The organism is Pseudomonas sp. PDM02 (assembly GCF_014852285.1).
Lineage (GTDB): Bacteria > Pseudomonadota > Gammaproteobacteria > Pseudomonadales > Pseudomonadaceae > Aquipseudomonas > Aquipseudomonas migulae.
The window spans coordinates 148582-170242 of record NZ_JACVBL010000011.1 but is presented as its reverse complement, the minus strand read 5'-3'; the positions used below and the strand labels follow the sequence as shown (position 1 = coordinate 170242).

At 60.5% G+C, this 21661-nt stretch carries 20 protein-coding genes; 8 read left to right on the top strand and 12 right to left on the bottom strand.

What is annotated here, in order from left to right; translation table 11 throughout:
- Positions 1-36 precede the first annotated feature (36 nt).
- Complete coding sequence (locus IB245_RS20415; protein WP_008035470.1) at positions 37-246, bottom strand: cold-shock protein; 210 nt, start codon at positions 244-246, stop codon at positions 37-39.
- Positions 247-481: 235 nt separating this feature from the next.
- On the opposite strand from IB245_RS20415, the gene plsB reads away from it, so the two are divergent.
- The 3 genes from plsB (at position 482) to IB245_RS20400 (ending at position 4229) form a co-directional block, all read left to right on the top strand.
- The gene (plsB, locus tag IB245_RS20410; RefSeq protein WP_192228488.1) at positions 482-2983 is read left to right on the top strand and encodes a glycerol-3-phosphate 1-O-acyltransferase PlsB; all 2502 of its coding nucleotides are present in this window, start codon (positions 482-484) and stop codon (positions 2981-2983) included.
- Between the two features lie 117 nt (positions 2984-3100).
- Positions 3101-3499, top strand: a complete 399-nt coding sequence (locus tag IB245_RS20405) for a YbaY family lipoprotein (protein WP_192228487.1) — start codon at positions 3101-3103, stop codon at positions 3497-3499.
- 40 nt (positions 3500-3539) lie between these two features.
- Positions 3540-4229, top strand: a complete 690-nt coding sequence (locus IB245_RS20400; protein WP_008039365.1) for a DUF4197 domain-containing protein — start codon at positions 3540-3542, stop codon at positions 4227-4229.
- Positions 4230-4804: 575 nt separating this feature from the next.
- Here IB245_RS20400 and IB245_RS20395 read toward each other — a convergent pair.
- Complete coding sequence (locus tag IB245_RS20395; RefSeq protein WP_192228486.1) at positions 4805-7870, bottom strand: efflux RND transporter permease subunit; 3066 nt, start codon at positions 7868-7870, stop codon at positions 4805-4807.
- Positions 7871-7876: 6 nt separating this feature from the next.
- Positions 7877-8977 (bottom strand): efflux RND transporter periplasmic adaptor subunit, encoded by a 1101-nt coding sequence (locus IB245_RS20390; protein ID WP_008039358.1) that lies wholly within the window; start codon positions 8975-8977, stop codon positions 7877-7879.
- Positions 8978-9071: 94 nt separating this feature from the next.
- Between IB245_RS20390 and IB245_RS20385 the strand changes: the two genes are divergently transcribed.
- Positions 9072-9719: a TetR/AcrR family transcriptional regulator gene (locus IB245_RS20385; protein ID WP_008039356.1), complete on the top strand. Its 648-nt coding sequence runs from the start codon at positions 9072-9074 to the stop codon at positions 9717-9719.
- Positions 9720-9824: 105 nt separating this feature from the next.
- Here the strand turns inward: IB245_RS20385 and IB245_RS20380 are convergent, their stop codons facing one another.
- A complete protein-coding gene (locus IB245_RS20380; RefSeq protein ID WP_008035485.1) occupies positions 9825-10607 on the bottom strand; it encodes a class I SAM-dependent methyltransferase in 783 nt (260 codons plus the stop codon).
- A 94-nt stretch (positions 10608-10701) separates the two neighbouring features.
- Between IB245_RS20380 and IB245_RS20375 the strand changes: the two genes are divergently transcribed.
- Positions 10702-11322, top strand: a complete 621-nt coding sequence (locus IB245_RS20375) for an energy transducer TonB (RefSeq protein ID WP_192228485.1) — start codon at positions 10702-10704, stop codon at positions 11320-11322.
- A 76-nt stretch (positions 11323-11398) separates the two neighbouring features.
- Here IB245_RS20375 and IB245_RS20370 read toward each other — a convergent pair whose 3' ends face one another.
- The 6 genes from IB245_RS20370 to ppc all read right to left on the bottom strand — a co-directional run bounded on the left by IB245_RS20370 (position 11399) and on the right by ppc (position 17985).
- A complete protein-coding gene (locus IB245_RS20370) occupies positions 11399-12220 on the bottom strand; it encodes an isocitrate lyase/PEP mutase family protein (RefSeq protein WP_192228484.1) in 822 nt (273 codons plus the stop codon).
- 33 nt (positions 12221-12253) lie between these two features.
- A complete protein-coding gene (locus tag IB245_RS20365; RefSeq protein WP_008039350.1) occupies positions 12254-13114 on the bottom strand; it encodes a DUF72 domain-containing protein in 861 nt (286 codons plus the stop codon).
- Positions 13114-13419, bottom strand: coding sequence for a hypothetical protein (locus IB245_RS20360; RefSeq protein ID WP_008039348.1), 306 nt, complete (start codon positions 13417-13419; stop codon positions 13114-13116). Before IB245_RS20360 ends, IB245_RS20365 begins: the two co-directional genes overlap by 1 nt.
- Before the next feature lie 233 nt (positions 13420-13652).
- Positions 13653-14327 carry a tRNA (adenosine(37)-N6)-threonylcarbamoyltransferase complex dimerization subunit type 1 TsaB gene (gene tsaB / locus IB245_RS20355; RefSeq protein ID WP_192228483.1) on the bottom strand — a complete coding sequence of 225 codons (675 nt, stop codon included), beginning with the start codon at positions 14325-14327 and terminating at the stop codon, positions 13653-13655.
- Between the two features lie 93 nt (positions 14328-14420).
- Complete coding sequence (adk, locus tag IB245_RS20350) at positions 14421-15068, bottom strand: adenylate kinase (protein WP_008039344.1); 648 nt, start codon at positions 15066-15068, stop codon at positions 14421-14423.
- Positions 15069-15354: 286 nt separating this feature from the next.
- Positions 15355-17985 carry a phosphoenolpyruvate carboxylase gene (ppc, locus tag IB245_RS20345; RefSeq protein ID WP_192228482.1) on the bottom strand — a complete coding sequence of 877 codons (2631 nt, stop codon included), beginning with the start codon at positions 17983-17985 and terminating at the stop codon, positions 15355-15357.
- Between the two features lie 201 nt (positions 17986-18186).
- On the opposite strand from ppc, the gene IB245_RS20340 reads away from it, so the two are divergent.
- The 3 genes from IB245_RS20340 (at position 18187) to IB245_RS20330 (ending at position 20146) form a co-directional block, all read left to right on the top strand.
- Positions 18187-18531: a hypothetical protein gene (locus IB245_RS20340; RefSeq protein WP_008024664.1), complete on the top strand. Its 345-nt coding sequence runs from the start codon at positions 18187-18189 to the stop codon at positions 18529-18531.
- 364 nt (positions 18532-18895) lie between these two features.
- On the top strand, positions 18896-19309 hold the full coding sequence (locus tag IB245_RS20335; RefSeq protein ID WP_192228481.1) for a DUF4398 domain-containing protein: 414 nt from the start codon (positions 18896-18898) through the stop codon (positions 19307-19309).
- A 48-nt stretch (positions 19310-19357) separates the two neighbouring features.
- On the top strand, positions 19358-20146 hold the full coding sequence (locus IB245_RS20330) for an OmpA family protein (RefSeq protein ID WP_008039336.1): 789 nt from the start codon (positions 19358-19360) through the stop codon (positions 20144-20146).
- Between the two features lie 189 nt (positions 20147-20335).
- Here the strand turns inward: IB245_RS20330 and IB245_RS20325 are convergent, their stop codons facing one another.
- Both IB245_RS20325 and IB245_RS20320 read right to left on the bottom strand, forming a co-directional pair.
- The gene (locus IB245_RS20325) at positions 20336-20665 is read right to left on the bottom strand and encodes a hypothetical protein (protein WP_008039335.1); all 330 of its coding nucleotides are present in this window, start codon (positions 20663-20665) and stop codon (positions 20336-20338) included.
- A complete protein-coding gene (locus tag IB245_RS20320; protein ID WP_192228480.1) occupies positions 20662-21576 on the bottom strand; it encodes an alpha/beta hydrolase in 915 nt (304 codons plus the stop codon). Before IB245_RS20320 ends, IB245_RS20325 begins: the two co-directional genes overlap by 4 nt.
- Between the last annotated feature and the right edge of the window lie 85 nt (positions 21577-21661).

The window sequence follows — 21661 nt, the reverse complement described above, 5'->3', positions numbered from 1 at the left end:
TCCTACAGTAGGTTTTGGGTGATCTTGAGGGTGGGTTTACAGCCCCACCACATCCTCAGCCTGCAACCCCTTCTCCCCCGTCACAACGCCGTACTCGACCTGCTGGCCTTCAGTCAGCGAACGATGCCCCTCACCGCGAATCGCGCGGTAGTGCACGAACACGTCCACCCCGTCCTCGCGCTGGATGAAACCGTAGCCCTTGGCGTCGTTGAACCACTTCACGTTGCCGGTTTCGCGTGTTGCCATTTGTTCATACTCCCTTTTTATTATTGATCGGGCTTTTCGCAGGAAAGCCTCGGGAACGTCAGCCTGCGCATACCGGTCCCATGAGGGTGACGGCGACAGTGCGCCGAGTATATGTCAGACATTTAATCTCTCAATAGCACTTTGATTGCCGCTTTTTTGCCGATTTTCAGTGAATCCGGCACACTATCGACCGCCCGAGCAAACGCTCGGTTTATTCCACTCACGCAGAAGCCGTATGACCCGTTCCCCGTTCCGCCGTCTTGTGTTTGGCACCCTGCGCCGACTGCTCTATCTCTGGGTTCGCTCGGAGACGATCAATCAGTCGTCGTTCACCCTCAACCTCGACCGCAGCCGTCCGGTGTTCTATGTCCTGCAAAACCCTTCGCTGACCGACCTCGCCGTGGTCGACACCGAATGCAGCAAGGCGGGCCTGCCGCGCCCGGTGCTGCCGGTGTCTGTCGGCAATCTGCTGGAACCTGCCGCGTTCTTTTACCTGACACCGGAGCCCGACTGGCTCGGTCGCCAGGACAAACGCGGCGCGCCACCGACCCTGACCCGACTGGTCAGCGCCCTGAGCCAGAACGCTGCCGAAGACGCGCAGATCATTCCGGTCAGCGTGTTCTGGGGCCAGTCGCCGGACAGCGAATCGAGTCCGTGGAAGCTGCTGTTCGCCGATAGCTGGGCGGTTACCGGGCGCCTGCGCCGCTTGCTGAGCATCATCGTGCTGGGGCGCAAGACCCGCGTGCAATTCTCCGCGCCGATTCACCTGCGCGAACTGATCGAGCACGACAAGGGCCACGAGCGCACCGTGCGCATGGCCCAACGGATTCTGCGGGTGCACTTCCGCAACCTCAAAGCCGCGGTGATCGGCCCGGACATTTCCCACCGTCGCAACCTGGTCAAAGGCCTGCTCAACCAGCCGCTGGTCAAGCAAGCGATCCTCGACGAAGCCGAACGCGAGAATATCTCCCCGGAGAAAGCCAAGGCCCAGGCCCTGCGCTACGGCAACGAGATCGCCTCGGACTACACCTACACCGCGATCCGCTTCATGGAAGTGGTGCTGAGCTGGTTCTGGAACAAGATCTACGACGGCATCAAGGTCAACAACATCGAAGGCGTGCAGAAAGTCGCCCCGGGTTACGAAGTGATCTATGTGCCGTGCCACCGCAGCCATATCGACTACCTGCTGCTGTCCTATCTGCTGTTCCGCAACGGCCTGACCCCGCCGCACATCGCCGCCGGGATCAACCTCAACATGCCAGGGATCGGCGGCCTGCTGCGTCGTGGCGGCGCATTCTTCATGCGCCGTACGTTCAAGGGCAACCCGCTGTACACCTCGGTGTTCAACGAATACCTGCACACCCTGTTCACCAAAGGTTTTCCGGTCGAGTATTTCGTCGAGGGCGGCCGCTCGCGCACCGGGCGCATGTTGCAACCGAAAACCGGGATGCTCGCGATCACCTTGCGCAGCTTCCTGCGCTCCTCGCGCATGCCGATCGTGTTCGTGCCGGTGTACATCGGCTACGAGCGCGTACTGGAAGGCCGGACTTACCTCGGCGAACTGCGTGGTGCGAGCAAGAAGAAAGAATCGATCTTCGACATCTTCAAAGTCATCGGCGCCCTGAAGCAGCGTTTCGGCCAGGTGGCGGTGAACTTCGGCGAGCCGATCAAACTGGCGGAATTCCTCGACAGCGAACAGCCAGACTGGCGTCAACAGGAACTCGGCCCGCAGTTCAAACCGGCCTGGCTCAACGAAACCACCAACCGCCTCGGCGAGAAAGTCGCGCAGCACCTGAACGAAGCGGCAGCGATCAATCCGGTCAACCTCGTGGCGTTGGCATTGCTCTCCACCAGTCGTTTGGCACTGGACGATCGCGCCATGGCGCGGGTGCTGGATCTGTATCTGGCGCTGCTGCGCAAGGTTCCGTACTCGCCGCACACCACGCTGCCGGAAGGTGACGGACGCGCGTTGATCGAGCATGTGAAGGACATGGACCTGCTGTCCGAGCAAAGCGATGCGCTGGGCAAAATCCTCTATCTGGATGAGCAAAACGCCGTCCTGATGACTTACTACCGCAACAACGTGCTGCACATTTTCGCGTTGCCGGCGTTGCTCGCGAGTTTCTTCCAGAGTGCGTCGCGCATGAGCCGCGAGCAGATCCTGCGCTACACCCGCGCACTGTATCCGTACCTGCAATCGGAGCTGTTCATTCGCTGGTCGCTGGACGAACTGGATGCCGTGATCGATCAATGGCTCGAAGCGTTCGTCGAGCAAGGCCTGCTGCGTTTCGAGAACGACGTTTACCTGCGTCCGGCGCCAAGCTCGCGGCATTTCGTGTTGCTGACGCTGCTGTCGAAGAGCATCGCCCAGACCTTGCAGCGCTTCTACATGACGGTCTCCCTGCTGCTCAACAGCGGCCAGAACAGCATCAGCGCCGAAGAACTGGAAGACCTCTGCACCGTGATGGCCCAGCGCCTGTCGATCCTGCATGGCTTAAACGCGCCGGAATTTTTCGACAAGAGCCTGTTCCGCCACTTCATCCAGACGATGCTCGACCTCGACGTGCTCAAGCGTGACGAGGCCGGCAAGCTGAGCTATCACGAACTGCTCGGCGAACTGGCCGAAGGTGCGGCGAAACGGGTGTTGTCGGCGGAGATCCGCTTGTCGATCCGTCAGGTGGCGTTGCATCGCAGCGAAGATGCGGCGGATCTGGTCGCCACACAGCCCGAGACATAACGCAAAACCCTGTGGGAGCGGGCTTGCTCGCGAATGCGGTGTGTCATTCAGCAATGATGTGACTGATACACCGCATTCGCGAGCAAGCCCGCTCCCACATTGATACGGAGATAACCGATGAAAAAACTCTCTCTATTGGCCATGACCGCTTTGCTGGGGGCCTGTCAATCAATGCAACCCGCCGCCAAAACCAGCCTCGATGGCGAAGTCTTCTACCTGCAACGCATCGCCCTGCCGCCGACTGCCACCCTGAGCGTCAGCTTGCAGGACGTATCGCTGGCCGACGCTCCTGCCGTGGTACTCGACGAGCAGAAAGGCCCGGTCAAAGGCCAGGTGCCACTGCCGTTCCATCTGAGTTACGATCCGGCCCAGGTCAAACCCGGCCATCGTTATTCCGTCAGCGCGCGAATCGAAGTAAAAGGCCAACTGATGTTCATCACCACCGAACATCACGCCGTACAACTGAATGGCAGCGACCCGCAGCCACTGAAAATTCGCGTCGACGCCGTCCGTTAATTCTTTTTTTGCTCATTTTTTTCCGAACAAGGAAGCCGCCATGTTCCGCCCTACCCTTCGCTTCGCCGGCCTGTGTGCAGGTTTGATGATTTCCGCCAGTGCCATGGCGCTGTCACTCAGTGACTTGTCGCAAAAGGACGCTACCGGCGGTCTCAAGGATGCCCTGACCCAAGGCGCGCAACTGGCCGTGAAACAACTCGGCACGCCGGGCGGCTTCAGTAACAACCCGGACGTGAAGATCGAACTGCCGGGCAAACTGGGCAAGGTCGCCAGCAAAATGAAACAGTTCGGCATGGGCGATCAGGTCGATCAGCTGGAAACCAGCATGAACAAAGCGGCGGAAACGGCCGTGGTCCAGGCTCAGCCGATCCTCGTGGATGCCGTGAAGAAGATGACGGTCGACGATGCCAAGGGCATTCTCAGCGGCGGTAATGACTCCGCCACGCAATACCTGAACAAAACCAGCCGCGAACAGATCCGCGCCAAGTTCCTGCCGATCGTCAAACAAGCCACCGACCAGGTTGGCCTGGCCAAGCAGTACAACTCGTTCGCCGGACAAGCCGCGACCATGGGCGTGGTGGATGCGAAAAGCGCCAACATCGAAAGCTACGTGACCGAGCAGGCCCTGAACGGTTTGTTCGAGATGATCGGCAAACAGGAAGAAACCATTCGCCAGAACCCTGCGGCGGCGGCGACCAGTTTGGCGAAGAAGGTGTTTGGTTCGCTCTAAGCCTCAACACAACGCCATTGTGGGAACGAGACCGGCTTGCCGGCGAATACAGAGTGTCAGTCGAATTTGATGTCGATTGACACACCGCGTTCGCCGGCAAGCCGGCTCCTACAAAGGCGTGGTACATCCGCGAAAACAGGTCGGCTGTCAGGCCGCCATCGTCGGAACGCCGCCCGCAGCGAGCCGGCTCCTACAGGGGATCGGCGTACACTCGCTTCTCACCACTCATCAGGCCGAGCGTTAGCTCGCCTGCAGCTCTTGATCTTGATCCACCCGCCCCTTCGGGAGGCCGAGTGGAGGTTCTGCGCAGTGGGCAACCCGGCATGGATGCCGGGTTAGCCGCCCCCGGCCATGGATGGCCGATGGCGGCGGCCCACGGAGCAGGACCGGAGCGAGGGTACGCCGAGCCTTAGCGAGGGGCCGGACGCCGGGGCGAGCCTTTTTGGGTACTTTTTTGGCGTTTGAAAAAAGTGCCTCGCCGTAAGGGCGAAACCATAAGCGGCCGTAACCGCAGAAATGGATATGTACTTAATAACCAAGAACCTGGTCGGCCCGAAGGCCGCCAAGACCACCCATCAAACCGTTTCTTTCTTGATGCGGAACCACGCCGCATACAGCGCCGGCAAAAACAGCAACGTCAACGCCGTCGCGACAATCAATCCACCCATGATCGCCACCGCCATCGGCCCGAAGAACACGCTGCGTGACAGCGGGATCATCGCCAATACGGCGGCGAGTGCGGTCAGCACGATCGGCCGGAAACGACGCACCGTGGCTTCGATAATCGCCTGCCACGGTTTGAGCCCGGCGGCGATGTCCTGCTCGATCTGGTCTACCAGAATCACCGAGTTACGCATGATCATCCCGGACAGCGCGATGGTCCCGAGCATGGCCACGAAACCGAACGGCTGGCGGAACACCATCAGGAACAGGGTCACCCCGATCAATCCCAATGGCGCTGTAAGAAACACCATCACCGTGCGTGAGAAGCTTCGCAGTTGCAGCATCAACAACGTCAGCACCACAACGATGAACAGCGGCACACCGGCCTTCACCGAATTCTGCCCACGGGCGGAATCTTCCACGGTGCCGCCGACTTCCAGCAAGTAGCCGTCAGGCAGTTCCGCGCGGATCGGATCGAGCGTCGGCATGATCTGCTGCACCAGCGTCGCCGGTTGTTCCTTGCCATAGATATCGGCGCGGACCGTCACGTTCGGCAAGCGGTTGCGGTGCCAGATGATGCCTTCTTCAAAGCCGTATTCCAGCGTCGCGATCTGCGACAACGCCACGCTGCGACCGTTGTCGGTCGGCACCGCCAGGCTCGGCAGCAACGACAGTTCAGTGCGCTCATGCAATGTGCCGCGCAGCAGGATTTCGATCAACTCGTTGTCTTCGCGGTACTGACTGACGCTGGAACCGGTCAACGAGCTTTGCAGAAACTTCGACAGATTCGCGGTGCTCACGCCGAGCGCGCGGGCGCGGTCCTGATCGACATTCAGATAAACCACTTTGCTCGGTTCTTCCCAGTCCAGGTGGACGTTGGCCACATGGGGATTCTCGCGAACCTTGGCCGCCACTTTTCGAGCCAGGGCGCGGACGTCCTCGATGTGTTCGCCGGTGACCCGGAACTGCACCGGATAGCCCACTGGCGGGCCGTTTTCCAGACGCGTCACCCGCGAACGCAGGGCCGGGAATTGCTCGTTGAGGGTTTCGATCAGCCAGGTGCGCAAGGTTTCGCGGTCCTCGATGGTCTTGGCCAGGACGACAAACTGGGCGAAGCTCGCCGCAGGAAGTTGCTGATCCAGCGGCAGGTAAAAGCGCGGCGAACCGGTACCGACGTAGGCCACGTAATTATCGATGCCAGCGTGATCCTTCAGTAAACCTTCAAGGCGTTTAACCTCGTCGGCGGTGTTGCTCAGCGAAGCGCCTTCGGCCAGTTTCAGATCGACCATCAACTCCAGTCGTCCCGAGGCCGGGAAGAACTGCTGCGGTACAAAACGGAACAACACGATGGAGGCGATAAACAACACCACTGTCAACGTGATCACCGTTTTGCGCCAGCGCACGCACCACTCCACCAGGCGTCGGACACGTTCATAAAAAGGCGTGGCGTACGGATCAGGCTGACCAATGCCGTGTTTCGCTGCATGAATCTTCGCCAGGTCCGGCAGGAGTTTTTCCCCCAGATACGGCACGAAAACCACGGCGGCAATCCACGACGCCAGCAGCGCGATGGTCACTACCTGGAAGATCGAACGCGTGTACTCGCCAGTGCCCGATTGCGCAGTGGCAATCGGCAGGAAACCGGCAGCCGTGATCAGCGTGCCGGTGAGCATCGGGAACGCGGTGCTGGTCCAGGCGTAACTCGCGGCTTTGATCCGGTCAAAGCCCTGCTCCATTTTGATCGCCATCATTTCCACGGCGATGATCGCGTCGTCCACCAACAAGCCCAACGCCAGCACCAGCGCGCCAAGGGAAATCTTGTGCAGGCCGATGCCCAGGTAATACATGCAGGCGAAGGTCATCGCCAACACCAGCGGAATCGCCAGCGCCACCACCATGCCGGTGCGTACGCCGAGGGAGAAGAAGCTCACCAACAGCACGATGGCCAGGGCTTCCACCAACACTTGGACAAACTCACCGACACCGGTTTTCACCGCGGCGGGTTGATCGGAAACCTTGCGCAGCTGCATGCCGGCCGGAAGGTTTTTCTGGATCCTGGCGAACTCGATTTCCAGCGCCTTGCCCAGCACCAGAATGTCGCCGCCGTCCTTCATCGCCACGGCCAGACCGATGGCGTCTTCGGCCATGAAACGCATGCGCGGCGCCGGAGGATCGTTGAAACCACGACGCACGTCCGCGACATCGGAGATACGGAACGTGCGATCACCGACGCGAATCGGGAAGTTCCTGATCTCTTCGACCGTCTGAAAATTCCCCGAAACCCGTAGCTGCAATCGCTCACTGGTGGTTTCAAAGAAACCGGCCGTGGACATCGCGTTCTGCTCTTCAAGTGCCTGCTGCACCGCCGCCAATGGCAAACCGAGGGTGGCGAGTTTGACGTTGGAGAGTTCGATCCAGACCTTCTCGTCCTGCAACCCGAGCAGGTCGACCTTGCCCACATCCTTGACCCGTTGCAGCTGAATCTGGATTCGGTCGGCGTAGTCCTTGAGCACCGCGTAATCAAAACCGTCGCCGGTCAGCGCGTAGATGTTGCCGAAGGTGGTGCCGAATTCATCGTTGAAGAACGGGCCCTGAATGCCCGGTGGCAAGGTATGACGAATGTCGCCGATCTTCTTGCGGACCTGGTACCAGAGATCCGGAATTTCCACCGAGTGCATGGAGTCACGCGCAACGAACGTCACCTGGGATTCACCCGGTCGAGAGAACGACACGATGCGCTCGTATTCGCCGGTTTCCATCAGCTTCTTTTCAATGCGTTCGCTGACCTGGCGCGACACTTCCTCGGCGGTGGCCCCCGGCCAGTTGGTGCGGATCACCATGGCCTTGAAGGTGAACGGAGGGTCTTCGCTCTGGCCCAGTTTGGTGTAGGAAAGTGCGCCGACGATGGCCAGCAACAGCATCAGGAACAGTACGATCTGGCGGTTACGCAGCGCCCATTCGGAAAGATTGAAACCCATCGGGGATTACTCCTTGCCCGCTAGATTGACCACGCGGTTGGAGCGATCCACCGGGCGCACTTGCTGCCCGTCGTGAAGCACATGCACACCGGCCGCCACCACCCAGTCACTGGCGTTCAGGCCTTCGAGCACCGGCACGGTTTTCTCGCCGAACGGGCCGACCCGGACCGGCGCTTTCTTCAGGGTGTTGTTGGCGCTGAGCACCCACACGTAGGTGGCACCGTTTTCGGCGGTAACCGCCGAGAGCGGTACCGACAGCGCCACGACGTCGGCAGTCTGGATAAACACCCGGGCGCTCTGGCCGAGCTCGGCCGGAACCTTGCCGGCAGTAAACGCAATGCGGGCGGCGAAGGTGCGGGACTTGGGATCAGCGGCGGGCGACAACTCACGGATGCGCCCGGCAAAACGCTGGTCAGGTTGGGTCCAGAGTTCCACCGACACCGGCTGGCCGACCTTGAAACGACCGAAGCTCTGTTCCGGCAGGCTGATCAACACTTCGCGCTCGCCATCGGTGGCGAGGGTAAACACGGTTTGACCGGCGGCGACGACTTGCCCGACTTCCACCGCTCGCTTGGCCACCACACCATCCTGAGGCGCACGCAGCACGGCGTAGCTGGCCTGGTTGGTCGAGACGTTGAATTCAGCCCTGATCTGCTTCAGGCGCGCTTCACCGGATCTGTATAGATTTTCGGAATTGTCGTACTGCGAGCGGCTGACCATCTGACGATCCATCAGGGTCTTGTAGCGATCGCGCTCGGCACGTACGAGATTGAGATTGGCTTCGGCCGCCGCGACCTGAGCGCGGGTGGCTTCCAGTTGCAGGCGGACGTCCTGGGGATCGAGTTCGGCCAGCGGTTGATCGGCCTTGACCCGCTGTCCTTCTTCGACCAGTCGTCGGCTGACTTTGCCGCCAATGCGAAACGCCAGATCCGGCTCGTAGCGAGCACGGACTTCACCGGGATAGCTTTCCATCGCCTGCGCCGAAGGCTCTGGCTGCACCACCATGGCCGGTCGGACGGTGACTTGCGGCGCCTCTTCGTGACCACACGCAGACAATAAAAGCGCCAGACTGACTGGCAATGCGAGGGGCAAGGCATAGCGGAACATGGTGAAGGACCTTTCGCTAATGGTGCTTGGAATAATTATACTGACCAGTATGTTATTAATAGCAAACTCACCAGTCCAGTATTAAAAGCGAATAATGCCGAACAACTTTTCAGCACCCAATGGTCCGGGCCGCCCCAAGGATCTGGCCAAACGCCAGGCAATCCTCGATGCGGCGAAAATCCTGTTCCTGAGCAATGGCTATGCGAGCACCAGCATGGACGCCGTCGCGGCCGAAGCTGGCGTGTCGAAGCTGACTGTCTACAGCCATTTCAACGACAAGGAGACGCTGTTCTCCGCCGCCGTTGTCGCCAAATGCGAAGAACAATTGCCTACGCTGTTTTTCGAATTGCCTGACGGCATTTCAGTGGAGACGGTGCTGCTGAATATCGCGCGCGGTTTTCATCACCTGATCAACAGCGATGAATCGGTGAACCTGCACCGGTTGATGATGACGCTGGGCAGCCAGGACCCGAAACTCTCGCAGATCTTCTTCGAGGCCGGGCCAGAACGCATGCTGCATGGCATGGAACGGCTACTGACCAAGGTTGATCAGAGCGGTGTGTTGAGCATCGACAAGCCACGTAACGCGGCGGAGCATTTCTTTTGCCTGCTCAAGGGCGCGGGGAATTTTCGGTTGTTGTATGGCTGTGGCGAACCGTTGACCGGGGATGCGGCGGAGGAACATGTGCGGGAAGTGGTGGAGTTGTTTATGCGGGCTTATCGGCCAGAGACAGCCTGTTAATTATTGGGTGTCTGGACTGGCCTCTTCGCGGGCAAGCCTCGCTCCTACAGGGGCCGCGGTGCTTTTGTAGGAGCGAGGCTTGCCCGCGAAGGGGGCGACGCGGTCTTAAGGCTTGAGCGCCTTCTTCGGATAAATGTCATACCGACTGGATTTCCCGTCCAGCGCATGGCTCGGCTTCGGCCCGGCAATGCACGGCGCCTTGCGCGGACGCTTCACCACCACCCGGTGGCTGGCCAATGCCAACGCCGCTTCGAGCAACGCCGGTGCATCCGGGTCATCCCCCACCAACGGCCGGAACAGGCGCATTTCCTTCTTCACCAGCGCAGTTTTCTCACGATGGGGAAACATCGGGTCGAGGTAGATGACCTGCGGCGGCTCGCCTTCCCAGTTGCGCATGACTTCGATTGAGTTGCCCTTGAGCAATCGCATGCGCGCCACAATCGACGCGACGTCGAAATCTTCCGCGCCGCGCGCCAGGCCATCTTCAAGCAAGGCGCCGATCAGCGGCTGACGCTCGATCAGGCTCATCTCACAACCCAGGCTCGCCAGCACGAACGCGTCCTTGCCCAGCCCCGCCGTGGCGTCCAGCACCCGCGGACGCACGCCCTGGGCGATGCCGACCGCCTTGGCGATCATCTGACCGGTGCCACCGCCGAACAACCGGCGATGGGCGGCGCCACCCTCGACGAAGTCCACCCGCACCGGTCCCGGTGCGTCCGGGCCGAGCTGTTGCAGTTGCAAACCCTGTTCACCCACCTGCAAGGCAAATTCGCCGTCATCGACCTGCAAAGGCAGGCCCAGGCGCTCGGCCCATTGCTCGGCCTGTGGCTGAAAAGCCGTGCCCAGGGCCTCGACATGGATGCGGCAAGCCGCCGGTTGCTCAATCATGGGAAAACACGCTCAAAAAAATTAATGATCGGCAGAAACGGCCGATAACAAAACTAACGAGCATTTTGCCAGAGCTGAGCGTCGACCGAGAGAAATGTCAGACATTCAACGCACATCGATAGGTTACATCTCGCCCCACGGCGATTTTGGCCTGCGAAACTCCCAAGCACTGAGCGGCGTCAGTCACCTGTGGCAGGATTTCTTTGCCCAGGCCCTGGCCGAACAGTCGGGCGATGTCGTTCCGGCGTCTCTCAACTTTCCACCGGTCGATCTCGAAAGCCCGGAAGAACCCACGGTTGGCAGCGAACTGCTGGCGCACATCGTTTCCCAGCGCGAATGCGATGTGAAGGAAACCCAGGTCAAGCCACCCGAGCCGCTGTTCCTGCCGATCGCCGAGTTCGAAATGGACCTGGCCGACAAACCATTCCCACCGTTCCCACCGGAAGAAATCGCTGCCCAGCAAAAGCAGCAGAACTTCGAAAGCGGCTGGGTTCGCCCGATCGTACTGACGGCGGGGCAACCCGTGCCAGAAGCCGGCCCGGCGCCGCAACCACGCCCACTGCACCTGCCGATCGCCGAATTCGAAATGGACCTGCTGGACAAACCATTCCCGCCGTTCCCGCCGGAAGAACTGGCGGAACAACAGAAAAACTTCGATTTCGATATCGGCTGGGCGCGCCCGATCGTGCTGCAGAACCTGCGTATCGCCGCCTGACCCTCAGCAACACCCCCACCTCGCGTAGCCGCATCAGTTTGTAGCGGGTGAGCGATCACCCGCAAAAACCGCGTTGTCAGCCTTTGAACAATTGATTGGCCTGTGCGTATGGCATCGACCGCGAGGTAAAGCCGAACGTGCCCGAAGTCTTGATCTCTTCGGCCGCGCGGTAGAATTCGCCAAGCGCTGCCAGCGCAAGCGCCGAACCGACACTGATACGCTTGACGCCCATTTCGCTCAACTGCTCGACCGTCAGTTTCAACCCGCCGGACATCAACACATTGACCGGTTTCGGCGCCACGGCGCGCACTACCGCCAACACGTCTTCAGCACTGCGCAAACCTGGCGCATAGAGCACATCGGCGCCCGCTTCGGCAAAGGCCTGCAAGCGGCGAATGGTGTCGTCCAGATCGGGATTGCCATGCAAAAAATTCTCGGCCCGGGCCGTCAACGTGAACGGGAACGGCAAACTGCGGGCGGCGGCGACGGCGGCTTCGATTCGCGCCACTGCATGCTCGAAGCAGTAAATCGGCGCGTCTGCACGTCCCGTGGCGTCTTCGATCGAACCACCGACAGCGCCTGCTGCAGCGGCTCGCAGAATACTTTGGGCGCATTCGGCGGGGTCGTCGGCAAAACCGTTTTCCAGATCGACCGCAACCGGCAGGTCCGTCGCCGCGACAATCGCCCGAACGTTCGCCAGGGTATCGTCCAGCGTCAGCCCGCCATCGGGTCGCCCCTGAGAAAAGGCAAAACCGGCACTGGTGGTCGCCAGCGCCTCGAAGCCCAGGTTGGCGAGCATTTTCGCCGAGCCGGCGTCCCACGGGTTGGGAATGACAAAAGCCCCGGCGCGTTCATGCAGTGCTTTGAAGGCTTGGGCTCGAAGGGTTTGCGCATCCATTGGCAGGCTCCTGAAAAAGGCAGGGAATCCGCCTCAGAGCAGGCCAAGTTGCTCCGCGGCGGGCTCTCTGTATAGCTCAGGCAGCGGCGGCAAGCCAGGTAAACGCAGCATCAGCTTTGCGTGAAAACGTTGCGCCAGTTTCGCCGCCAGCAGGTTGTCGGCGGTGTGCAGGAAGATATACGGCGTGCGCCCTTCTTCGATCCACAGGGCGATTTTCTCGACCCAGGGCACCAGGAACGGGTCGTTGGCTTCCAGTTGCGGATGGCCAATGAAGCGCACTTGCGGGAATTGCGTGAAGGCCGCCGGACGTGGCGGAACCCTGGGTTTCTTCGATTGGGCGTGGAGCACCGAAGGATCGGTGGACGTGCAACTGAACAACGCCCGCGGATCGAGGCAGATACGTTCGACACCGCGGTCCAGCAGCAGGCGATTGAGCGAGCGCTCGGCCTCACCCTTGGCGAAGAAATCGTCATGCCGCACTTCGATGGCCAGCGGCCGGTCCACCGCGTCGATAAAACCCGCCAGCTCGTGCAATCGTTGCGGCGTAAAGCTTTTCGACAACTGCAACCACAGCGGCGAGACCCGCTCGCCCAAAGGGCTGAGCAATTGCAGGAAGGTTTCGGTGGCGGTCAATTGTTCGCGCAGGTCACCGCCGTGGCTGATGTCGCCGGGGAACTTGGCAGTGAAGCGAAAGTGTTCGGGCATGGTCTCGGCCCAACGCTGCACGGTGCTGGCAGCCGGGCTCGCGTAGAAGGTCGTATTGCCTTCCACGGCGTTGAATACTTGAGAATACAGATTGAGAAATTCGGAGGTTTTCGCGTCTTGCGGATAAAGATAATCGCGCCAGGCGTTTTCACTCCAGGACGGGCAGCCGAGGTAGTAAGGCAGCCGCATCAGATATACAGGTCGAGACCCATCACATCCGAATCCCAATCGACAAAATTGGCGGTGCTGAGATAGCTGGCCAGGGCCATCGCGACGCTTTTGCTCATGGCGCGGTGGTAAATCATGTCTTGTTGGCGCGCCGGCAGATTGCTCAGGCGCTGCGCGGAGGCTTTGGCGGCGCGGGCGGCCATTTGCTCTTCCGAAGGGAATTCCAGCTCGCCCTCGATATCGACGGATTCGTCTTCAACCACATGCCCTTTGCGAGGCTTGCGCTTGATGGGGTAGGACTGAGAAGAAAGGCCGTCTATGCGCATAATGTCATGCTCGGTATCAGTGATGGCAGTTTAGTGGCGCATAGCCCACTTCGCAAACCGCTTGGTGATAACTAGAACACAGAATTGCGAAAAGGTTTAAAGGCGGGGGGATAAAACGACGATTGGTTACATCCCCTAAATCGCCTTCGCGGGCAAGCCTCGCTCCTACAGGGGCCGCGCAAACCCTGTAGGAGCGAGGCTTGCCCGCGAAGGAGACAACTCGGTATCGCTGATTAACGCGCCTTGGGCGTCGCAACCTTGTCCCGCAGATAAACCGGCTGCGCCTCGTCCGCCACAATCGCTTCACCCCGTTCCCAGGCAAATCGCGCCAAGGTCAGCAGGTCTTCGGCGTGAGGCAGCATGCCCGCGTCCTGACCGCTCAGGCTGACGGCGATGCGTTCGGCATAACCCCAACCGGTGCCGGCGCCAAACCAGTCACCGCTGGCATCCGCCGGCAACGCCGCCACTTCCGGCGGCAATACGGCTTCGTTGCCGACCAGTCGCATCTCACCCGCCGTTTCGCGGTAGCAGCCCCAGTACACTTCATCCATGCGCGCATCGATGGCGGCCGCGACCTGGCTCACACCGTGTTCGCGATACGCCCGCTGCGCCAGCACCGCCAGGTTCGACACCGGCAGGACCGGGCGATCCAGGGCAAACGCCAGGCCCTGTACCACGCCGATGGCGATACGCACGCCAGTGAATGCGCCCGGCCCACGGCCAAAAGCGATGGCATCGACCGCTTGCAAGGTGGTCCCGGCATCGGCGAGCAATTGCTGGATCATCGGCAACAGCTTCTGCGCATGCAGGCGCGGGATCACCTCGTAATGGCTCGTCACTTTGCCGTCATGCAGCAAGGCAACGGAGCAAGCTTCAGTCGCGGTGTCCAGGGCCAGCAAGGTGCTCATCGATGTTTCCGTAAGAGAGGTCAGAAAAAGTGCGCCAGTATAAACAACTACGGCCCGCAAGCGGGCCGTAGAAGATGAAGCGATTCAGACTTTTCAGCTCAGCGCTTCAAGCACCTTGCCGGTGATCGCTTCAACCGAACCGACGCCAGCAATGTGGCTGTACTTCGGCTTGCCTTGAGCCGCCGACAGCTTCTGGTAGAAATCCACCAGTGGCTTGGTCTGCGAGTGGTAGACCGACAGGCGATGACGCACGGTTTCTTCAGTGTCGTCCTTGCGCTGCACCAGATCTTCGCCGGTGATGTCGTCTTTACCAGCAACTTTTGGCGGGTTGTAGACGGTGTGGTACACGCGGCCGCTGGCCTCGTGAACACGACGACCAGCAATACGCTGAACGATTTCTTCGTCATCGACCGCGATTTCGACCACGTGGTCCAGCTCGACGCCGGCCTTCACCAGGGCTTCAGCCTGAGGAATGGTGCGCGGGAAACCGTCGAACAGGAAACCGTTGGCGCAATCCGCCTGGCTGATGCGTTCCTTGACCAGATTGATGATCAGGTCATCGGAAACCAGGCCACCGCTGTCCATGACGCTCTTGGCGATCAGGCCCAGCTCGGTGCCGGCCTTGACCGCAGCACGCAGCATGTCGCCGGTGGAGATTTGCGGGATGCCGAACTTTTCGGTGATGAACTTAGCCTGAGTACCTTTACCGGCCCCGGGAGCTCCCAGCAGAATGACGCGCATCGATGTGCTCCTCAATTTTTATATAGATAACAAAGGATTCGCCTCGTGGGGCCAATCTCAAAACAGGGTCGTGACCGCCCAAACGGCCAAAGGCTGATCAAGATACACAGCAGATCCTACGCACACAAGCCGTCGAAAGTCGGAGAAACCCGCGCCTTGCGTGACCTTGCGACGGGGTACCCCAAGTCGCAACCCCATCATTAAGTGTCGCCTTGCAGCACTTTCCAACCCCGCGCAAACCGGCACTCGACGCCCGCGTCGAGTGCCCGAACCCACGACGAAAACCTTAGCCGGTATTTCGCAAACCGGCGGCAATCCCCGCCACAGACACCAGCAACGCCTGTTCTACCGGGCTGCCCTGCGCCACTTCCTGCAGGCGCGAACGTGCCAGCAACTCGGCCTGCAATAGATGAAGCGGGTCGAGGTAGGTGTTGCGCAAGCGGATGAATTCGAGGGTAGCTGGGCTATGTGCCAGTAGCTGCGACTGACCGGTCAACCCCAGAACAATCGAACACGCCTGCGACAATAGGTCGCGTAAGTGCGCACCCAAAGGCAGCAGATCCGGCTCGACCAGCCGCTCATCGTAGGAGCGGGCGATATCCGCGTCGGCCTTGGCCAGGACCATCTCCAGCATATCGATGCGCGTGCGGAAGAACGGCCACTGCTCGCGCATTTGCCCCAGCAGCTCGCCTTCGCCGCGCGCCAGCGCCTTGCTTAACGCGGCTTCCCAGCCGAGCCAGGCCGGCAACATCAAGCGGGTCTGGGTCCAACCGAAGATCCACGGGATCGCCCGCAGGCTTTCGATCCCGCCGGCGCGGCGCTTGGCCGGGCGACTGCCCAGTGGCAGGCGCCCCAACTCCTGCTCCGGGGTGGACTGGCGGAAATACTCGACGAATTGCGGATTTTCCCGCACCACGGCGCGGTAAGCACTGACACCGTCTGCCGCCAATTCGTCCATCAAATGGCGCCAGGCGGGTTGTGGTGGTGGCGGTGGCAACAACGTCGCCTCCAGCACCGCCGCCAGGTACAGGTTGAGATTTTGCTCGGCGATGTCCGGCAGGCCGAATTTGAAACGAATCATTTCCCCCTGCTCGGTGGTGCGGAAACGCCCCGCCACCGACCCCGGCGGCTGCGACAGAATCGCCGCGTGCGCCGGACCGCCACCACGCCCTACGGTGCCACCGCGACCGTGGAACAACAGCAGTTCCACTTGCTGCTCGCGGCAGATGTCGACCAGACGTTCCTGAGCCCGATATTGCGCCCAGGCCGCCGCCGTGGTGCCGGCGTCCTTGGCCGAGTCGGAATAACCGATCATCACTTCCTGCGGCCCTTGCAGGCGCGCGCGATAACCCGGCAGCAGCAACAGTTTTTCAATCACCGGACCGGCGTTATCAAGGTCGGCAAGGGTTTCGAACAGCGGCACCACGCGCATCGGCCGCAAAACACCAGACTCTTTGAGCAGCAGTTGCACGGCCAACACGTCGGAAGCGGCGCCGGCCATGGAGATCACGTAGGAACCAAGCGAAGCGCCCGGCGCGGCGGCGATTTCCCGGCACGTGGCGAGCACTTCAGCGGTGTCGGCGGAGGGTTTGAAATACGCTGGCAACAACGGCCGACGGTTGTTCAACTCGCGCATCAGGAAGGCGATGCGCTCCTCTTCGCTCCAGTCTTCGTAGCGACCGAGGCCGAGGTAATCGGTGATTTCCGTCATCGCCGCCGTGTGACGGGACGAGTCCTGACGCACATCGAGGCGCACCAGGAACAAGCCGAAGGTCACCGCACGACGCAGGCAATCGAGTAGCGGCCCATCAGCGATCACGCCCATGCCGCACTCATGCAGCGACTGGTAGCAGAGCTCCAGCGGGTCGAGCAAATCGCGGTTGTTTTGCAGCACATCCGCGGGGGCCGGCGTGGCGGTCGTCAAGGATGTGTGGGCCCAGCTTCGAGTGGCGCGCAGGCGTTCACGCAGTTGTTTAAGGACGGCACGATAGGGTTCGGCGCTGTCACCGGCCTTGGCTTTCAGCGCGTCGCTGGCCTGTTGCATCGACAGTTCAGCGGCGAGGTGATCGACATCGCGCACGTACAGATCGGCGGCCATCCAGCGTGCCAGCAGCAACACCTCACGGGTCACGGCAGCCGTGACGTTGGGGTTGCCATCACGGTCGCCGCCCATCCACGAAGCAAAGCGAATCGGCGCGGCTTCCAGCGGCAAATGCAGGCCGGTGGCGTCATGCAGGGCCTTATCAGCCTTGCGCAAATAGTTCGGGATCGCTTGCCACAGCGAATGCTCGATCACCGCGAAACCCCATTTGGCTTCGTCCACCGGTGTCGGGCGGGTGCGACGGATTTCTTCGGTGTGCCAGGCTTCGGCGATCAGGCGCTGCAATTTCGATTGAATCTGCTCGCGCTCGGCGCTGGTCAGGTCGCGGTGATCCTGAGCGGCAAGTTGCGCGGCGATGGCGTCGTATTTCTGGATCAGCGTGCGGCGCGCGACTTCGGTCGGGTGCGCAGTCAACACCAGTTCGATTTCCAGGCGCCCCAACTGTCGTGCCAGGGATTCGGCCGCATGACCTTCGGCCAGCAGGCGCGTTAGCAACTCCGGCAACACGCGCGCCTCGAACGGCGCGGGCTGGGATTCTTCGCGGCGATGGATCAGTTGATATTGCTCGGCGATGTTGGCCAGGTTGAGGAACTGGTTGAACGCCCGCGCCACCGGCAGCAATTCGTCTTCGCTCAGTTGATTGAGGCTGGCGCTCAGTTCGGCGTCCATCGAACCGCGACGGTCGGCCTTGGCGCCTTTGCGGATCTGCTCGATTTTGTCGAGAAAATCGTCCCCGTACTGTTCACGAATGGTGTTGCCCAACAGCTCACCCAACAGGTGAACATCCTCGCGCAAGCGTGCATCAATATCGGTCATCAGCCGTTCTCCAGCGAAAAATCCGGGGTGCCTTGTGGTTCAAGAGTGCCGCCGTAAAGCGCTTCTTACAAGCACACGACGAAGGGACTTTAAACCCCGGGCACGCAAGCTAGTCTGAAGAGTAAGCCGCACAACGGCTTTCGCCGGCCATGGCCGGACACTTACCCGCCCTGCCATGAGCAGGCGTGCCATGAGGTTTTTATGAAAATCCGCGAGCTTGCCCATCATTGGGAAGAAAACGCCAAGGGTCGCCTGACCGACACCGGCTACTCGATTCATCTGGATGTGGAGGCCGCCGCGCGCTTGGCGGCGATCATCGAGATGTACCCCAAGCGGCACCCTGAAGAACTGCTCGGCGAGTTGATCGGCGCGGCGCTCGAAGAGCTGGAAAAGAGCTTCCCGTACGTGAAAGGCTCGACCATCGTGGCCACCGACGAAGAAGGCGATCCGCTGTACGAAGACATCGGCCCGACCCCGCGTTTTCTCGCGTTGTCCCGGCGGCATTTGCATGATTTGTCGTCTGGTGAGGACAAGCAGAAGCACTGAATTCACCACATCCCCTGTGGGAGCGGGCTTGCTCGCGAAGGCGGTGTGACAGTCAACTTCAATGTCGACTGTTAAACCGCTTTCGCGAGCAAGCCCGCTCCCACATTGGATTGCAGTCCCCTTCAACAATTGCGTGTTTCCGCCCTTGGAATACCCCCTCCTATCGCCAAAGTTCCCGATTTAGAGCCTTGTCCGTTCGGTCAAAGTTTTTTCGGGCGACAGGCCATATTCTCTGAACTTTTAAAAAATGCCTCGGGTCGTAACCAGTAACCACGCCTGGGACGGCCGTTTCAAAACGCTTCGAAAATTGATGGTTGCGGCTCCTTGCCCAGGATGGATGTTCAGTTTTTCAGGAGTTATTCCAATGGAGTTGAAGACCATGAAGATCAACACTGCCAAGCCCGCTTCCACCCCCCTGCGCAGCCTGAAACTGGCCGCCCTGGCCATCGGCAGCAGCTTCGTTCTGGCCGGTTGCGCCGGTAACCCGCCGACCGAGCAATACGCCGTGACCCAATCGGCCGTAAACAGCGCCGTCAGCGCGGGCGGCACCGAATTCTCGGCGGTTGAGATGAAGTCCGCCCAGGACAAACTCAAACAAGCCGAAATCGCGATGCACGACAAAAAGTACGACGAAGCCCGCGTGCTCGCCGAACAGGCCGAGTGGGACGCGCGCGTCGCCGAACGCAAAGCCCAGGCGATCAAAGCCGAACAGGCGGTGAAGGACTCTCGGATAGGGGTTCAGGAACTGCGTCAGGAAAGCCGGCGCACCGTGCAATAAGCGCCGCCACGACGTACTTCTTACTCGACTTAAAAGGACGATACCCACATGCGCAATCAATTGATGATCCCTGCCCTACTGGCCGCAAGCGTTGCACTGGCTGCCTGCTCCACGCCGCCTAATGCGAACCTTGAACAGGCCCGCACCAACTACAGCGGCCTGCAAGCCAACCCGCAGGCGAGCAAAGTCGCGGCGCTGGAAACCAAGGACGCCAGCGATTATCTGGACAAGGCCGACAAGGCTTATCTGGACAAGCGAGACGCGAACGAAGTCGACCAACTGGCCTACTTGACCAATCAGCGTGTTGAAGTGGCGAAGCAAACCATCGCCCTGCGCACCGCTGAAGCCAACCTGAAGAACGCTGCCGCACAGCGCGCCCAGGCACGTCTGGATGCTCGCGATGCGCAGATCAAGCAGTTGCAGGACAGCCTGAACGCCAAGCAGACCGATCGCGGTACGCTGGTAACCTTTGGTGATGTGTTGTTCGCAACCGACCGTGCCGACCTGAAGTCCAGCGGCCTGGCGAACATCAACAAACTGGCGCAGTTCCTTCAGGAAAACCCGGACCGCAAGGTGATCGTCGAAGGCTACACCGACAGCACCGGCACGGCGTCGCACAACCAGTCGCTGTCCGAGCGTCGCGCCGGTTCCGTGCGCACGGCACTGGTGAAAATGGGCGTTGATCCTGCGCGCATCGTTGCCCAGGGTTATGGCAAGGAATACCCGGTTGCTGAAAACGGCGACGCTTCGGGTCGAGCCATGAACCGCCGTGTAGAAGTGACCATTTCCAACGACAACCAGCCGGTGATCCCACGTTCGGCGGTGAGCGCCAACTAAGCTTCATGCCGTAACGCAAAAGCCCCGCCTGATCTGATCAGGCGGGGCTTTTTGTTTTCGCGGTTTGGCAGAACACCGCGTCGCGTCCATCGCCAGCAAGCCGGCTCCTACAGGATCAACGCAAACCTGTAGGAGCCGGCTTGCTGGCGATGAAGGCAACTCGGTCTGTGTGATTTAACCGCGTTACAGTTACTGCTCGAGTTTTTGCGGGGTTTCCTGGCCCATGCAGCGCACGGCTTTTTTCTTGTTGTTGACCAATACGCCGGTCAGGCCTTTCTGTTCGGTGTCGAACATCACCAGCACGCCATCGATGCACTGGGCCACTTGTGGAGCCGGTTCCAGGGAGACTTTGTAGTCTTCGCCCGGCACGGTCTTGAGCATGGTGAAGTCGCTGAGCAGCAGCGCATCTTCGGGTTTGGCGAAGTGCAGGTAACCGTAGTACCACAGGGCCCCGACGGTGCCGAGGATGCTGCAGATACCGGTGATGATCAGCGGGATGGCGTTACGTTCTTCACTCATTGCGGACTCTCTGGTGGTTCATCTTCTGAATTCGGGGGTGCCGGGTAGTTGGGAATTTCACCCAAGCGGCGCAGGCCGTTGAAATGCTGCGGGTCATCGAGGTATCGCAGCATGACCTTGCGCCAGACCGGGTCGGCGAACGTCTGCACATGACCGCCACGGGTCAGTTGCAGCACTCGCGGCGGCGGCGCAGCTTGATACAGACGGATGCCGTTGGAAAGGGGCACGATCGGATCGTCGATGCTGTGATAGATCAGTTTCGGCACGCCGTTGAGCTGCGTCATCGAGTGGATCGCACTGTCACCGTCCGGCACCAGCCACGACAGCGGCACCTGGAACGCCCACGTCAGCCAGGAATTGCTCAGGGCGAATTGGCCGATGCTGCGATAACTGGCGGGCACGCCATCGAGGACGAAGGCCTTGAGTTGTTTCTGGCGTTCGGGATGCTGAACCAGGTAATGCACGGCCATTGAGCCGCCCAGACTTTGCCCGAGCAGGATCAACGGTTTGCCTTTGACCTCCGGCGCCTGGTCGAGCCATTTGAACGCCGCGTCGATGTCCTGATAAATCGCCGGCAAACTCGGTTCGCCTTCGGACAAACCGTAACCGCGATAATCGATCAGCAGTACTTGATAGCCTTCCTCCGGCAACCACCAGCTGCCGCCCAGATGCATCGGCAGATTGCCGCCGTTGCCGTGCAGGTGCAGCACCGTGCCTTTGACTTCGACGCCTTTTTTCACCGGCAGCCACCAGCCATGCAGCTTGAGGCCATCGGCCGTGGTGAGGGTGACGTCGCGGTATTCGAGTTTGGCTTTTTCCGGGGTGAACAGCTGTCCGGGCTCGGGGTAGAACAGCAAAGAGCTGCACCCGCCGAGGGTTAGAAGCAGGAAGAGGATGCCGAGGATTCTCATCCGTTGAAACCTCGCTTTTAGGATTGATAGCAAGTCCTGTAGGAGCGAGGCTTGCCCGCGAAGGCGGTATAACATTCAACAGGCA